At 58.3% G+C, this 14,216-nt stretch carries 10 protein-coding genes; 6 read left to right on the top strand and 4 right to left on the bottom strand.

Annotated features, from left to right (window positions below; translation table 11 throughout):
- Positions 1-92: 92 nt before the first annotated feature.
- Positions 93-989: a carboxylating nicotinate-nucleotide diphosphorylase gene (gene nadC, locus LB453_RS18710; protein ID WP_103793952.1), complete on the bottom strand. Its 897-nt coding sequence runs from the start codon at positions 987-989 to the stop codon at positions 93-95.
- 198 nt (positions 990-1,187) lie between these two features.
- Here nadC and ampD point away from each other — a divergent pair, with 198 nt between their 5' ends.
- Together ampD and ampE are read left to right on the top strand one after the other, a co-directional pair.
- Positions 1,188-1,739 (top strand): 1,6-anhydro-N-acetylmuramyl-L-alanine amidase AmpD, encoded by a 552-nt coding sequence (gene ampD, locus LB453_RS18705; RefSeq protein WP_103793953.1) that lies wholly within the window; start codon positions 1,188-1,190, stop codon positions 1,737-1,739.
- A gap of 16 nt (positions 1,740-1,755) precedes the next feature.
- The gene (ampE, locus tag LB453_RS18700) at positions 1,756-2,610 is read left to right on the top strand and encodes a beta-lactamase regulator AmpE (RefSeq protein ID WP_224481549.1); all 855 of its coding nucleotides are present in this window, start codon (positions 1,756-1,758) and stop codon (positions 2,608-2,610) included.
- Here ampE and LB453_RS18695 read toward each other — a convergent pair.
- From LB453_RS18695 to aroP, 3 genes are all read right to left on the bottom strand, one after another.
- Entirely contained in the window at positions 2,592-3,551 is a 960-nt protein-coding gene (locus LB453_RS18695; protein WP_103793955.1) for a family 43 glycosylhydrolase, read from the bottom strand. The genes ampE and LB453_RS18695 overlap by 19 nt on opposite strands.
- Complete coding sequence (locus LB453_RS18690; protein ID WP_103793956.1) at positions 3,548-4,960, bottom strand: glycoside-pentoside-hexuronide (GPH):cation symporter; 1,413 nt, start codon at positions 4,958-4,960, stop codon at positions 3,548-3,550. The genes LB453_RS18695 and LB453_RS18690 overlap by 4 nt, the downstream gene beginning before the upstream one ends.
- 167 nt (positions 4,961-5,127) lie before the next feature.
- Positions 5,128-6,483, bottom strand: a complete 1,356-nt coding sequence (aroP, locus tag LB453_RS18685) for an aromatic amino acid transporter AroP (protein WP_103793957.1) — start codon at positions 6,481-6,483, stop codon at positions 5,128-5,130.
- Positions 6,484-6,998: 515 nt separating this feature from the next.
- Between aroP and pdhR the strand changes: the two genes are divergently transcribed.
- From pdhR to lpdA, 4 genes are all read left to right on the top strand, one after another.
- Entirely contained in the window at positions 6,999-7,763 is a 765-nt protein-coding gene (gene pdhR, locus LB453_RS18680) for a pyruvate dehydrogenase complex transcriptional repressor PdhR (protein WP_033793510.1), read from the top strand.
- Between the two features lie 132 nt (positions 7,764-7,895).
- Positions 7,896-10,562: a pyruvate dehydrogenase (acetyl-transferring), homodimeric type gene (gene aceE, locus LB453_RS18675; protein ID WP_103793958.1), complete on the top strand. Its 2,667-nt coding sequence runs from the start codon at positions 7,896-7,898 to the stop codon at positions 10,560-10,562.
- Between the two features lie 14 nt (positions 10,563-10,576).
- On the top strand, positions 10,577-12,478 hold the full coding sequence (aceF, locus tag LB453_RS18670; protein ID WP_103793959.1) for a pyruvate dehydrogenase complex dihydrolipoyllysine-residue acetyltransferase: 1,902 nt from the start codon (positions 10,577-10,579) through the stop codon (positions 12,476-12,478).
- Positions 12,479-12,777: 299 nt separating this feature from the next.
- Positions 12,778-14,202, top strand: a complete 1,425-nt coding sequence (lpdA, locus tag LB453_RS18665) for a dihydrolipoyl dehydrogenase (protein ID WP_033749657.1) — start codon at positions 12,778-12,780, stop codon at positions 14,200-14,202.
- The last annotated feature ends 14 nt before the right edge of the window (positions 14,203-14,216 follow it).

Genomic DNA, 14,216 nt, shown 5'->3' with positions numbered 1-14,216 from the left:
GCGCAAGAAAACGGCAGCGTTGCAGCGAGGGAAACAGCAGGGTGGGAGTGGACGCGCAAAAAAGCCGTGCGCGGCGGCACGGCCCTGACGGTTTACAGGCTGGTGAAGCGCATCGAGAGATCGAGCGCGCGCACGTGTTTGGTGAGCGCGCCGACGGAGACATAGTCGACGCCGGTCTGGGCAATCTGCAGCAGCGTCGCTTCCGTCACGTTGCCGGAGACCTCAAGCTGCGCCCGTCCCTGCGTGCGCGCCACGGCGTCGCGCATCGCGTCGAAGGTGAAATTATCCAGCATAATAATGTCGGCACCCGCCGCCAGCGCCTGATCCAGCTCCTCCAGCGACTCCACTTCGACCTCTACCGGCACGTCCGGATGCAGCCAGAACGCTTTCTCTACCGCCTGACGAATCGACCCGCTGGCGATGATATGGTTTTCCTTAATCAGAAAGGCGTCCGAGAGGCCGAGGCGATGGTTCGCGCCGCCGCCGCACAGCACCGCATATTTCAGCGCAGTGCGCAGTCCCGGCAGGGTTTTGCGCGTGTCCAGCAGCTGCGTGTCGCTGCCTTCCAGTAGTTGCACATAGCGTCGGGTTTCGGTCGCTACCCCTGACAGCGTCTGGACGAAATTCAGGGCGGTGCGCTCGGCGGTCAGCAGGAGGCGGGAAGGGCCGCTCAGGGTGAACAGCGTTTGATCGGGTGTCAGGCTGTCGCCATCTTCGACCTGCCAGCTCAGCGTCACATGGCCGCCAAGCTGGTTAAACACCTCTTCTACCCAGCGTTTACCACAGAAAACACCCGCCTCACGCGTGATGACCCGGGCGTGCGCCGGGCTCTCTTCAGGAAGCAGCTGGGCGGTAATGTCGCGGTCGGCGTCGATTTCGCCGCCTAAATCCTCCTGCAAGGCGCGCGCGACCGTAGCGGGAATGTCCTGCTCGATGCGGGCGATCAGCGCCTCGCGGCGGCTATCAACACTATAACGGCGGGTTGGCATAACGATTTCGCTCCTGATGACCTCAATACAGAGGCAGCCACAATAGATCGAAACGGCGCTTTTCACCAGACGCAGCCGCACTTTTGTTTAGTATACTTAACTCTCGTCCGGCAGCGTCGCCTGGCCGCACCTTTAGGCTGCAAAAAGTTATCGTAAATCATGCTATTCTCAGCCGGACTCTGCTAAGGAAAAACCAGCATGAAACTGGAACAGGGCTGGCTGACCGACATTCGTCAGGTGCCGTCGCCGCATTTTAATCAACGTCCCAATGACGAGACGCCCTCGCTGTTGGTGATCCACAATATCAGCCTGCCGCCGGGCGAATTCGGCGGGCCGTGGATCGATCGGCTGTTTACCGGCACCTTGCCGCCCGACGCCCATCCCTATTTTGCCGACATCGCCCATCTGCAGGTCGCCGCGCACTGCCTGATTCGCCGCGACGGCGAAATCGTGCAGTATGTCTCTTTCGATCATCGCGCCTGGCACGCCGGGGTTTCCAGCTATCAGGGCCGCGAAAACTGCAACGACTTCTCTATCGGCATCGAGCTGGAAGGCACCGACGATCTGCCTTATACCGATGCGCAGTACCAGGCGCTGGCCGCCGTCACACAGCTGCTGCTGCAGCACTATCCTTTAACGCCATCGCGCATTACCGGCCACAGCGATATCGCCCCGACGCGCAAGACCGATCCGGGGCCGGCTTTTGACTGGGAGCAGTATCAGCAGCTGCTGGCGCAGACTTCTTTTTGATTTTCGCGGAGTGGGTATGACGTTGTTTTCCTTGTTACTGGTTTTAGGTTGGGAACGCCTGTTTAAGCTGGGTGAGCACTGGCAGCTCGATCATCGGCTGGAGCCGATCTTTCGCCGCCGCCGCCGTTTTTCGCTGCCGCGCACGCTCGGTATGACCCTGCTGGCGATGGCGCTGACGGCGCTGGCGATCTGGAGCGTAAAAGGCCTGCTGTTTGGCGTCGCGCAGCTACTGTTCTGGATCCTGATCGGCCTGCTCTGCATCGGTGCCGGATCGGCGCGCCGGCACTATCACGCCTATTTGAAAGCGGCGAGTCACGACGATGTGGCAGCGCATCAGGCGATGGCGGCGGAGCTGACGCTGATCCACGGCGTGCCGGTGGAGTGCAGCGAGCGGGAGTTCCTGCGCGAGCTGCAAAACGCGCTGATCTGGATTAATTTTCGCTTCTATCTGGCGCCGATGTTCTGGTTTGTGGCGGGCGGCCCTTACGGGCCGGTGCTGCTGGTGGGTTACGCCTTCCTGCGCGCCTGGCAGAGCTGGCTGGCGAAGCATCAGTCGCCGCTGGAGCGCGCGCAGTCAGGCGTCGACGGCCTGCTGCACGTTATCGACTGGATCCCGGCGCGGCTGGCCGGCGTCGCCTATGCGCTGATGGGGCACGGCGAGAAGGCGCTGCCCGCCTGGTTCGCTGCGCTGACCGACCGTCACCGCTCGCAGTATCAGGTTCTGACCAGCCTGGCGCAGTTTTCGCTGGAGCGCGATCCGCACCTGGACAAGGTTGAAACTCCGCGCATCGCGGTGGCGCTGGCGAAGCGCATCTCGCTGGTGCTGGTGGTGGTGGTGGCACTGCTTACCATCTACGGCACGCTGGTATAGTCCGCAGGCGGCACGCCGAAGTCAGGTGTGCCGTCGTCGCGCCAGATAAAACTTTTTAGCCGCGTATGACGATTGGGGTCCCACAGCGGATCCCCTTCGATTTCCGTGTAGTTGCGTGCGTGATAGACCAGCACATCCTCGCCGTTCTCATCCTGAGTAAAGCAGTTATGGCCCGGACCGTACTGGTGGTTATCCCAGTTTGAAGTAAAGACCGGCCGCGCCGACTTGCGCCAGTTAGCGGCATTAAGCAGATCCTGCCGCACGTCGATCGACAGCAGCCCCATGCAGTAGTTTTCGTCGGTGGCGCTGGCGGAGTAGGTAACGAACAGCCGGTCGCCATGCTTAATCACCGCCGGCCCTTCGTTAACGCTGAACCCGGCGCACTCCCACTCATATTCCGGCCGGCTCAGCATGGTCGGCGTGCCTTTCAGCGTCCAGGGATTAAGCAGTTCCGCCAGATAAAGGTTGGAGTTGCCCGGAATCGCCGGATCTTTCTGCGCCCACAGATACCAGTTTTTACCCTGATGGACGAAGTGCGTGGCGTCCAGCGCAAAGCTGTCGAACTGGCTAAACACCCGGCGCGGCGCCTGCCAGCGTCCGCTGAGCGGATCGGCGTCGTCGCACACCAGCGCGTACATGCGGTGCTGAAACAGCCCGTCTTTAATGTCGCGCGTCGGCGCGGCGGCGAAATAGATCACCCACTGTTGGTCGATGCGGTGCAGCTCCGGCGCCCAGATCAGTTCGCTGCAGGGGCCGCTCTCTGGCTTGCGCCAGACAACGACCGGTTCGGCATGGCGCAGATCGTGCAGCGTGCTGGCGCGACGCAGCTCCAGCCGGTCATAGGCGGGTACGGAGGCGATAAAATAGTATTGCTGCTCATGACGCAGGATAAAGGGATCGGCCCGCTGTTCAATAAAGGGGTTCGGCCAGGGTTTGCTCATTTCGCTTCTCCGGGTTGGGTGACGACGCCGTCGCGCTGATGCACTTCATGCAGTTCGCGGAAGTTGGCGCGGCGCAGTGCGAGATCGTCCTGAATTGTGCGCATTAGCGCGCGGTCGACCTTCAGCAGGCGCACGACGCCTGCGGTAATCAGATAGCCCACGCCCGGAATAACGGTGAACAGCAGCATAATGCCGTTTACCGCCTGCGAAGACTGCTGTTTCGCGCCCGCGTCGTAGCCGTAAATCGAGAGTAAAAAGCCGACCATCGCGCCCGCGACCGCCAGGCCAACCTTGAGGAAAAACAGGTTGCCGGAGAAGCTGATGCCGGTGATGCGCTTGCCGGTTTTCCACTCGCCGTAGTCATCGACATCGGCCATCAGCGACCAGTGCAGCGGCGACGGGATTTGATGCAGCACGTTCAGCAAAAAGTAGGCGACGACCACCGCGACGGTGGCGTGCGGATCGATCCAGTAGAAGCCGCAGGAGAACAAGGCCAGCGCGATATTGGTCCAGAAAAAAACCTTCAGCTTGCACCAGCGGTCGGTAAGCAGTTTCGCCAGCGTGCTGCCCAGCATCATGCCTACCACGCCGAGGCTGATAAACAGCGTGGCGAAATGGGTCGACTGCCCCATCACCCAGGTGACGTAGTACATGGTGGCGGCCATGCGGATAAAGCCGGGGCAGACGTTGCAGAAGGTGAGCAGCAGAATGCGCACCCACTGGTCGTTTTTCCACACGTCGCGCAGATCGCTTTTTAACGCGTCATGGGTCGGCACCGCCGGGCGAATACGTTCGCGCACCGTGGCGAAGCAGAACAGAAACATTGCCAGCCCAATCAGCGCCAGTACGCTCATCGCCAGCTGATAGCCGCGCGCCTTGTCCTCGCCGCCGAACCACTCCGCCATCGGCAGCAGCGACAGGGAAAGGATCAGCGTCGCAATGCCGACCATGACAAAGCGATAGGACTGGCAGGAGACGCGCTCGCCGGGATCGCTGGTGATCACGCCGCCCAGCGAGCAGTAGGGAATGTTGATGGCGGTGTAGGTCAGGGACATCAGAAAGTAGGTGACGAAGGCCCAAATCACCTTGTTTTCATAGCTCCAGTCCGGCGTCGTGAACATCAGCACGCTAAAAAGCACGTAGGGCACAGAGATCCAGAGCAGCCAGGGGCGGAAGCGCCCCCAGCGGCTCTGGGTACGATCGGCGATGGCACCCATAATCGGATCGGTAACCGCATCAAGCACGCGTACCGAGAGCAGCAGGGTTCCTACCAGCGCAGGCGCGAGACCGAAAACATCGGTATAGAAGTAATTAAGAAACAGCATGATGGCGCCGCCAATCATATTACAGCCAGCGTCGCCCATGCCGTAACCCAGCTTTTCGCGAAAAGAGAGGGCGGAATCCTTCATGATAATTATCCTGCGCATTAGGTATGAGCAGAGAATTATCGTTGCTGTATCAGCGGGATGGCTGGCAACAAATAGTCAGTAAGATGGACAAAACAGGCGCGGCGGGAAAAGTGTGAGCTGGATCGAGAGGGAAAACAGCCCGCCGAGCGACGTCGGCGGGCTAAACATCAGGCGCGCTGCACCTTGTTTTTGATGGCGTAGCCGATAGCCAGGATCACCAGCCAGACCGGGATCAGCCAGACCGATATCGCCATACCCGGCGTCATCAGCATAATAACCAGAATACCTGCAAGAAAGGCCAGGCAGAGCCAGTTGCCGAACGGATAGAGCAGAGCCTTGAAGCGCGTCGTCACGCCCTGCTGATCTTTCTTACGACGGAACTTCAGGTGCGCAAGGCTAATCATCGCCCAGTTGATCACCAGCGCAGAGACCACCAGCGACATCAGCAGGCCGAAGGCTTCGCCCGGCATCAGGTAGTTAATCAGCACGCAGAGGGCGGTCGCTACGGCAGAGACCAGAATGGTGGCCACCGGTACGCCGCGACGATCCACCTGCAGCAGCGCTTTCGGCGCGTTGCCCTGTTGCGCCAGGCCGAACAGCATGCGGCTGTTGCAGTAGACGCAGCTGTTATAGACCGACAGCGCGGCGGTCAGGATCACCACGTTCAGCGCGTTCGCCACCAGCGCGTCGCCAAGCTCATGGAAGATCAGCACAAAGGGGCTGGTATCTGCGGTAACGCGCGTCCAGGGCATCAGCGACAGCAGCACCGCGAGCGAGCCGATATAGAAAATCAGAATGCGATAGATAACCTGATTGGTGGCTTTGGGGATGCTCTGCTCTGGATTATCGGCTTCCGCGGCGGTAATGCCGACCAGCTCCAGACCGCCGAAGGAGAACATAATGATCGCCATCATCATCACCAGCCCGCTGAAGCCGTGCGGCAGGAAGCCGCCCTGCGCCCAGAGGTTGCTGACGCTGGCCTGCGGGCCGCCGGTGCCGCTGAAGAGCAGCCAGCCGCCGAACAGGATCATGCCGATCACCGCGATCACTTTAACGATAGAGAACCAGAACTCCATCTCGCCATAGACTTTCACGTTGGTGAGGTTAATGGCGTTGATCAGCACAAAGAACACGGCGGCAGTAATCCAGGTGGGGATATCGGGCCACCAGAACTGAACATATTTGCCAACGGCGGTAAGCTCGGCCATGGCAACCAGTACGTAGAGCACCCAGTAGTTCCAGCCAGAGGCGAAGCCGGCGAAGTTACCCCAGTATTTGTAGGCGAAGTGGCTGAAGCTGCCGGCGACCGGCTCCTCGACCACCATCTCTCCCAGCTGACGCATAATCAAAAAGGCGATAAAGCCGGCAATGGCGTAGCCCAGAATAACGCCCGGACCGGCAGCCTGGATCACCGATGCGCTGCCCAGAAACAGGCCGGTTCCCACCGCGCCGCCCAGCGCGATCAGCTGAATATGACGGTTTTTCAGCCCGCGCTTCAGCGTGTCGCCATGCTGTTGTTCCATACGAACCTCGTGTTGTTTTAATTCTTCTGTTGCAGCGCGTGATGGCTGTCAGGAAGTGGTTACAATAACGTACTGATTTATTTACGGTATCAGGCGCCTTCTCTGTAAGCGGATGCTACCCTGGCGACAAGAATAGTGATATGCGATGCGCTTTGCACCTGCTTTCTCTTTTCGTGCTGAGAGTTGACTGAAAAAGCATCGTCGCCATCACACTGCCGCCTGCGCCTGTTCTGCCATGAATTGAGGCCAAAGACGAATAAGGTTGTCTTATGGCCAGGGAGGGAATCGCCCTTAACGCCGTGTAAGGTTTGGTAAAAGTAGCGAGATTTAACATCGGCTTCACCGCGCTATTTCTGTTTTTCCGGCGGCAACTTAAGGGCATGAGGAGGCCGGTATGGCAAGGATTGTGACCGGCGTCATATAGACACAAGGTGAATACTTTGTTACTTTACGGCCAACTTTTTGGAATTGGTATTACCAATTTACTCCGGACGACGGCTTGATAAGAAGGGAAGATGGCTTACAGTAAGATTCGCCAACCCAAGCTCTCAGATGCCATTGAGCAGCAGCTGGAATCGCTGATTATGGAAGGGACGCTGCGTCCTGGTGAGAAGCTGCTGCCTGAGCGCGAACTCGCCAAACAATTTGATGTCTCACGTCCATCCCTTCGCGAAGCCATACAGCGTCTGGAAGCGAAAGGTTTGCTGCTGCGCCGTCAGGGCGGCGGTACTTTCGTCCAGCAGAATCTCTGGCAAAGCCTGAGCGATCCGCTCGTCAGCCTGCTTACTAAGCATCCGGAATCCCAGTTTGATTTACTGGAAACGCGCCATGCGCTGGAAGGGATCGCGGCTTACTACGCGGCGCTGCGCGGCACGGAAGAGGATATCGAGCGTATCCGCCACTGCCACGTGCAGATACAGCAGGCTCAGGAGAGCGGCGATCTCGACGCCGAGGCAAATGCGGTGATGCAGTATCAGATCGCTGTCACAGAAGCTGCCCATAATGTGGTGCTGCTGCATTTGCTGCGTTCGATGGGACCGATGCTGGAACAAAACGTTCGACAGAATTTTGAATTGCTCTACTCGCGCCGGGAAATGCTGGCGAAAGTAAGCGGTCACCGCGCCAGTATTTTCGAGGCGATTGTGGCGCGCGAGCCGGAACAGGCGCGCGAAGCTTCGCATCGTCACCTGGCGTTCATAGAGGAAATCTTGCTGGACAGAAGTCGGGAGCAGACTCGTCGTGAACGCTCCCTGCGTCGTTTACAGCAACGTAAGGAATAACGCGCGGCAAAGAACGCGCGGACATTAACGACGGGCCTGTCTCCTTGTGCTTTGGCGAACCACACAAGCAGAACACATGGAGACAGGCTCCTGACAATTCAACGTATTAGACACAGATAAGGAATACCCCCCATGTCAGAACGTTTACAGAATGACGTGGATCCGATCGAAACTCGTGACTGGCTACAGGCGATCGAATCGGTCATCCGTGAAGAAGGTGTTGAGCGTGCGCAGTATCTGATCGATCAGGTGCTGAGCGCAGCCCGCAAAGGCGGCGTAAAAGTGGCGGCAGGCGGCAACGCCGTCAGTAACTATATCAACTCTATCGCCGTTGAAGACGAGCCGGAGTATCCGGGCAACACGACTCTGGAGCGTCGTATCCGTTCCGCAATTCGCTGGAACGCCATCGTATCGGTGCTGCGTGCCTCGAAAAAAGATCTGGAGCTGGGCGGCCATCTCTCCTCATTCCAGTCTTCCGCGACCATCTATGAAGTGTGCTTTAACCACTTCTTCCGCGCGCGCAGCGATAAAGACGGCGGCGATCTGGTTTACTTCCAGGGTCATATCTCGCCGGGCATCTACTCGCGCGCCTTCCTGGAAGGTCGTCTGACCGAAGAGCAGATGAACAACTTCCGTCAGGAAGTACATGGCAACGGCCTTTCCTCTTATCCGCACCCGAAACTGATGCCGGACTTCTGGCAGTTCCCGACTGTTTCCATGGGTCTGGGTCCGTTGAACGCCATCTATCAGGCGAAGTTCCTGAAATATCTGGAACACCGCGGCCTGAAAGACACCTCTAACCAGACCGTTTACGCCTTCCTCGGCGACGGCGAGATGGATGAGCCAGAATCCAAAGGCGCGATCACCATCGCGACCCGCGAGAAGCTGGACAACCTGGTGTTTATCATCAACTGTAACCTGCAGCGTCTGGACGGCCCGGTTACCGGCAACGGCAAGATCATCAACGAACTGGAAGGCATCTTCGCGGGCGCCGGCTGGAACGTAATCAAAGTGATCTGGGGCGGTCGCTGGGACGAGCTGCTGAAGAAAGACACCAGCGGCAAGCTGATTCAGCTGATGAACGAAACCGTTGACGGCGACTACCAGACCTTTAAATCCCGTGACGGCGCCTATGTGCGCGAACACTTCTTCGGTAAATACCCGGAGACGGCGGAGCTGGTGAAAGACTGGTCAGACGAAGAGATCTTCGCCCTGAACCGCGGCGGTCACGATCCGAAGAAAATCTACGCGGCACTGAAGAAAGCGCAGGAGACCAAAGGTCAGCCGACGCTGATTCTGGCGCATACCATTAAAGGCTATGGTATGGGCGACACCGCGGAAGGTAAAAACATCGCGCACCAGGTGAAGAAGATGAACATGGATGGCGTTCGCTACATCCGCGATCGCTTCAACGTGCCGGTTGCCGACGACAAGATCGAAGAGCTGCCGTACGTCACTTTCGAGAAAGGTTCGGAAGAGTACAACTACCTGCACGGCCAGCGCGAGAAGCTGGGTGGCTACCTGCCAACCCGTCAGGCGCAGTTCACTGAAAAACTGGAAATGCCGAAGCTGGAAGAGTTCAAGGCGCTGCTGGAAGAGCAGAGCAAAGAGATCTCTACCACTATCGCTTTCGTGCGCGCCCTGAACGTGATGCTGAAGAACAAGTCGATCAAAGATCGTCTGGTGCCGATCCTTGCGGACGAAGCCCGTACCTTCGGTATGGAAGGTCTGTTCCGTCAGATTGGTATCTACAGCCCGAACGGCCAGCAGTACACGCCGCAGGACCGCGAGCAGGTTGCTTACTATAAAGAAGACGAGAAAGGCCAGATTCTGCAGGAAGGGATCAACGAGCTGGGCGCAGGTTCATCCTGGCTGGCGGCGGCGACCTCTTACAGCACCAACAACCTGCCGATGATCCCGTTCTACATCTACTACTCTATGTTCGGTTTCCAGCGTATCGGCGACCTGATGTGGCTGGCGGGTGACCAGCAGGCGCGCGGCTTCCTGGTGGGCGGCACGTCCGGTCGTACCACGCTGAACGGCGAAGGTCTGCAGCACGAAGATGGTCACAGCCATATTCAGTCGCTGACTATCCCGAACTGTATCTCTTACGATCCGGCCTACGCCTATGAAGTGGCGGTCATCATGCATGACGGTCTGGTGCGTATGTACGGTGAAGCGCAAGAAAACATTTACTATTACATCACCACGCTGAACGAAAACTACCACATGCCAGCGATGCCGGAAGGCGCTGAAGAGGGTATCCGTAAGGGTATCTACAAGCTGGAAACCGTGGAAGGCAGCAAAGGTAAAGTGCAGCTGCTGGGCTCAGGCTCTATCCTGCGTCACGTACGTGAAGCGGCGCAGATCCTGGCGAAAGATTACGGCATCGGCTCCGACGTCTACAGCGTGACCTCGTTCACTGAACTGGCGCGCGACGGCCAGGACTGCGAGCGCTGGAACATGCTGCATCCGACTGAAGAAGCGCGCGTGCCGTACATCGCTCAGGTGATGAACGACGCGCCGGCGGTGGCATCGACCGACTACATGAAGCTGTTCGCTGAACAGGTTCGCAGCTATGTTCCGGCCAGCGATTACCGCGTGCTGGGCACCGACGGCTTCGGCCGCTCTGACAGCCGCGAAAATCTGCGTCACCACTTCGAAGTGGACGCCTCCTACGTGGTCGTGGCTGCGCTGGGCGAGCTGGCTAAACGTGGCGAAATCGACAAGAAAGTGGTAGCGGACGCGATCGCTAAGTTCGACATCGATGCCGATAAAGTTAACCCGCGTCTGGCTTAAGAGGTAAGAGAGTAATGGCTACTGAAATTAAGGTACCGGATATCGGGTCTGATGAAGTTGAAGTCACCGAAATTCTGGTGAAGGTTGGCGACAAGGTGGAAGCCGAGCAGTCGCTGATCACCGTAGAAGGCGACAAAGCCTCTATGGAAGTTCCCTCGCCGCAGGCGGGCGTGGTGAAAGAGATCAAAATCGCCACCGGCGACAAAGTCGAAACCGGCTCGCTGATTATGATTTTTGACGCAGAGGGTGCAGCGGCAGAAGCTGCGCCTGCGGCGGAAGAGAAGAAGGCCGAAGCCGCTCCGGCGCCGGCGGCCGCCTCTACCGCAGCCAAAGACGTTAACGTGCCAGACATCGGCGGCGACGAAGTTGAAGTCACCGAGATCCTGGTGAAGGTCGGCGACAAAATCGAAGCTGAGCAGTCGCTGATCGTCGTTGAAGGCGATAAAGCCTCAATGGAAGTGCCTGCGCCGTTCGCCGGCACGGTGAAAGAGATCAAAATCGAAACCGGCGCGAAAGTCAGCACCGGCTCGCTGATCATGGTCTTCGAAGCGGAAGGCGCAGCGCCTGCCGCTGCCGCGAAGCCGGAAGTGAAAGAAGCGGCAACCTCGGCACCGGCTGCAGCCGCGGGCGCGAAAGAGGTTAACGTACCGGATATCGGCGGCGACGAAGTGGAAGTCACTGAAGTGCTGGTGAAAGTCGGCGACAAAGTGGAAGCCGAGCAGTCGCTGATTGTGGTTGAAGGTGACAAAGCGTCTATGGAAGTGCCTGCGCCGTTCGCGGGTACCGTCAAAGAGCTGAAAGTTTCCACCGGCGATAAAGTGAGCACCGGCTCGCTGATCATGGTGTTCGAAGTAGAAGGCGCGGCGAAAGCCGAAGCGCCGAAGCAGGAGGCTGCACAGGCTTCGGCTCCGGCAAAAGCTGACGCGCCTGCCGCTGCTGCACCGGCTGCGCCGAAAGCGGACGCGAAGGGCGACTTCGCTGAGAACGACGCCTACGTGCATGCGACGCCGGTTATCCGTCGTCTGGCGCGCGAATTTGGCGTGAACCTGGCGAAGGTAAAAGGCACCGGTCGCAAAGGTCGTATTCTGAAAGAAGACGTTCAGAGCTACGTGAAAGAGGCGGTGAAGCGTGCGGAAGCGGCACCGGCTGCTGCTGCCAGCGGCGGAAGCCTGCCTGGCCTGCTGCCGTGGCCGAAAGTGGACTTCAGCAAGTTTGGTGAAGTGGAAGAAGTGGAACTGGGCCGCATCCAGAAAATCTCTGGCGCGAACCTGAGCCGTAACTGGGTGGTTATCCCACACGTTACCCACTTCGACAAAACCGATATCACCGATCTGGAAGCGTTCCGCAAGCAGCAGAACGCCGAAGCCGAGAAGCGCAAGCTGGACGTGAAGTACACCCCGGTGGTGTTCATCATGAAAGCGGTCGCTGCCGCGCTGGAGCAGATGCCGCGCTTCAACAGCTCGCTGTCAGAAGATGCGCAGCGCCTGACGCTGAAGAAGTACATCAATATCGGCGTGGCGGTTGATACGCCAAACGGCCTGGTGGTTCCGGTCTTTAAAGACGTGAACAAAAAAGGCATCACCGAGCTCTCTCGCGAGCTGATGGCGACTTCGAAGAAAGCGCGCGACGGCAAGCTGACCGCCAGCGATATGCAGGGCGGCTGCTTCACCATCTCCAGCCTTGGCGGCCTCGGTACGACGCACTTCGCACCGATCGTCAACGCGCCGGAAGTGGCTATCCTCGGCGTCTCCAAATCGGCGATGGAGCCGGTCTGGAACGGCAAAGAGTTTGTGCCGCGCCTGATGATGCCGATCTCGTTGTCCTTCGACCACCGCGTGATCGACGGAGCTGATGGTGCGCGTTTCATCACCATCATCGGCAATATGTTGTCTGACATTCGCCGTCTGGTGATGTAAGCACAATCAAGGCCGGCAATCGCCGGCCTTGTTGTAAAAGATTCGTGGCATCGCGGTTTGCAGTTTGTTAACAATTCTGTAAACTCTTGCGGTGATAAATGTCCCGGTGGAGCAAAGGACATCGTGAGCCTGTTTCGTCAGGCGTACCTGGCGCAGTCAGTTGTTGACGCCCAGCGCGCAGAACCCGCAGCGTACTCAAGATACGCAAGGCGTCGCGCACTGCCCGGATGCAAGTGGCCGACCAGCCTGATGAGAAGCGCTCTACGTCTGACCCGCCGGATCACAACTAAGAGGTCATGATGAGTACAGAGATTAAAACCCAGGTCGTGGTACTTGGGGCTGGTCCTGCAGGTTACTCTGCAGCCTTCCGTTGCGCTGATTTAGGTCTGGAAACCGTACTGGTAGAGCGTTACAGCACCCTCGGTGGTGTCTGTCTGAACGTAGGCTGTATCCCGTCAAAAGCGCTGCTGCACGTTGCTAAGGTGATCGAAGAGGCGAAAGCCCTGGAAGAGCACGGCATCGTGTTTGGTCAGCCCTCTACGGACATCAACAAAGTCCGCACCTGGAAAGAGAAAGTCATCAACCAGCTGACCGGCGGTCTTGCTGGCATGGCGAAAGGTCGTAAAGTTAAAGTGGTTAACGGCCTGGGCAAATTCACCGGTGCAAATACTCTGGTTGTGGAAGGAGAAGGCGGCGCGACCACCATCAACTTCGACAACGCTATTATCGCGGCTGGCTCTCGTCCGATTACGCTGCCGTTTATCCCGCACGACGACCCGCGCGTATGGGACTCTACCGATGCGCTGGAGCTGAAAGAAGTGCCAGAGCGTATGCTGGTAATGGGCGGCGGTATCATCGGTCTGGAAATGGGTACCGTTTACCATGCGCTGGGTTCGCAGATTGACGTGGTTGAGATGTTTGACCAGGTTATCCCGGCAGCCGATAAAGATGTGGTGAAAGTATTCACCAAGCGCATCGCTAAGCAGTTCAACCTGATGCTGGAAACCAAAGTCACCGCGGTTGAAGCGAAAGAAGACGGTATCTACGTCACGATGGAAGGCAAGAAAGCTCCAGCTGAACCGCAGCGTTACGACGCGGTGCTGGTGGCGATCGGCCGCGTGCCGAACGGTAAAGGTCTGGATGCTGGCAAAGCGGGCGTGGAAGTGGACGACCGCGGCTTTATCCGCGTCGACAAGCAGATGCGTACCAACGTGCCGCACATCTACGCTATCGGCGATATCGTCGGCCAGCCGATGCTGGCGCATAAAGGCGTGCATGAAGGCCACGTGGCGGCAGAAGTTATCGCCGGCATGAAGCACTACTTCGATCCGAAAGTGATCCCGTCAATTGCCTATACCGAGCCGGAAGTGGCGTGGGTTGGCCTGACTGAGAAAGAAGCGAAAGAGAAGGGCATCAGCTACGAGACGGCGACCTTCCCGTGGGCGGCTTCTGGCCGTGCTATCGCCTCTGACTGCGCTGACGGCATGACCAAGCTGATTTTCGATAAAGAGACGCATCGTGTTATCGGCGGCGCGGTTGTCGGCACCAACGGCGGCGAGCTGCTGGGTGAAATCGGTCTGGCGATCGAGATGGGCTGCGATGCGGAAGATATGGCGCTGACCATTCATGCGCACCCGACGCTGCACGAGTCGGTTGGCCTGGCGGCTGAGATCTTCGAAGGCAGCATTACCGACCTGCCGAACCCGAAAGCGAAGAAGAAGTAAGTTTCTTTTGCTGG

Origin of the sequence: Pantoea agglomerans (assembly GCF_020149765.1) — a bacterium.
Lineage (GTDB): Bacteria > Pseudomonadota > Gammaproteobacteria > Enterobacterales > Enterobacteriaceae > Pantoea > Pantoea alvi.
Note: the sequence above shows the minus strand (reverse complement) of the source record. Positions and strands in the feature narration are given on the sequence as shown.

Coding starts and splice junctions, on each gene's coding strand:
- nadC (WP_103793952.1), bottom strand. CDS start 989: ATGCCAACCCGCCGTTATAGTGTTGATAGCCGCCGCGAGGCGCTGATC.
- aceF (WP_103793959.1), top strand. CDS start 10,577: ATGGCTACTGAAATTAAGGTACCGGATATCGGGTCTGATGAAGTTGAA.
- ampD (WP_103793953.1), top strand. CDS start 1,188: ATGAAACTGGAACAGGGCTGGCTGACCGACATTCGTCAGGTGCCGTCG.
- LB453_RS18690 (WP_103793956.1), bottom strand. CDS start 4,960: ATGAAGGATTCCGCCCTCTCTTTTCGCGAAAAGCTGGGTTACGGCATG.
- lpdA (WP_033749657.1), top strand. CDS start 12,778: ATGAGTACAGAGATTAAAACCCAGGTCGTGGTACTTGGGGCTGGTCCT.
- LB453_RS18695 (WP_103793955.1), bottom strand. CDS start 3,551: ATGAGCAAACCCTGGCCGAACCCCTTTATTGAACAGCGGGCCGATCCC.
- pdhR (WP_033793510.1), top strand. CDS start 6,999: ATGGCTTACAGTAAGATTCGCCAACCCAAGCTCTCAGATGCCATTGAG.
- aceE (WP_103793958.1), top strand. CDS start 7,896: ATGTCAGAACGTTTACAGAATGACGTGGATCCGATCGAAACTCGTGAC.
- aroP (WP_103793957.1), bottom strand. CDS start 6,483: ATGGAACAACAGCATGGCGACACGCTGAAGCGCGGGCTGAAAAACCGT.
- ampE (WP_224481549.1), top strand. CDS start 1,756: ATGACGTTGTTTTCCTTGTTACTGGTTTTAGGTTGGGAACGCCTGTTT.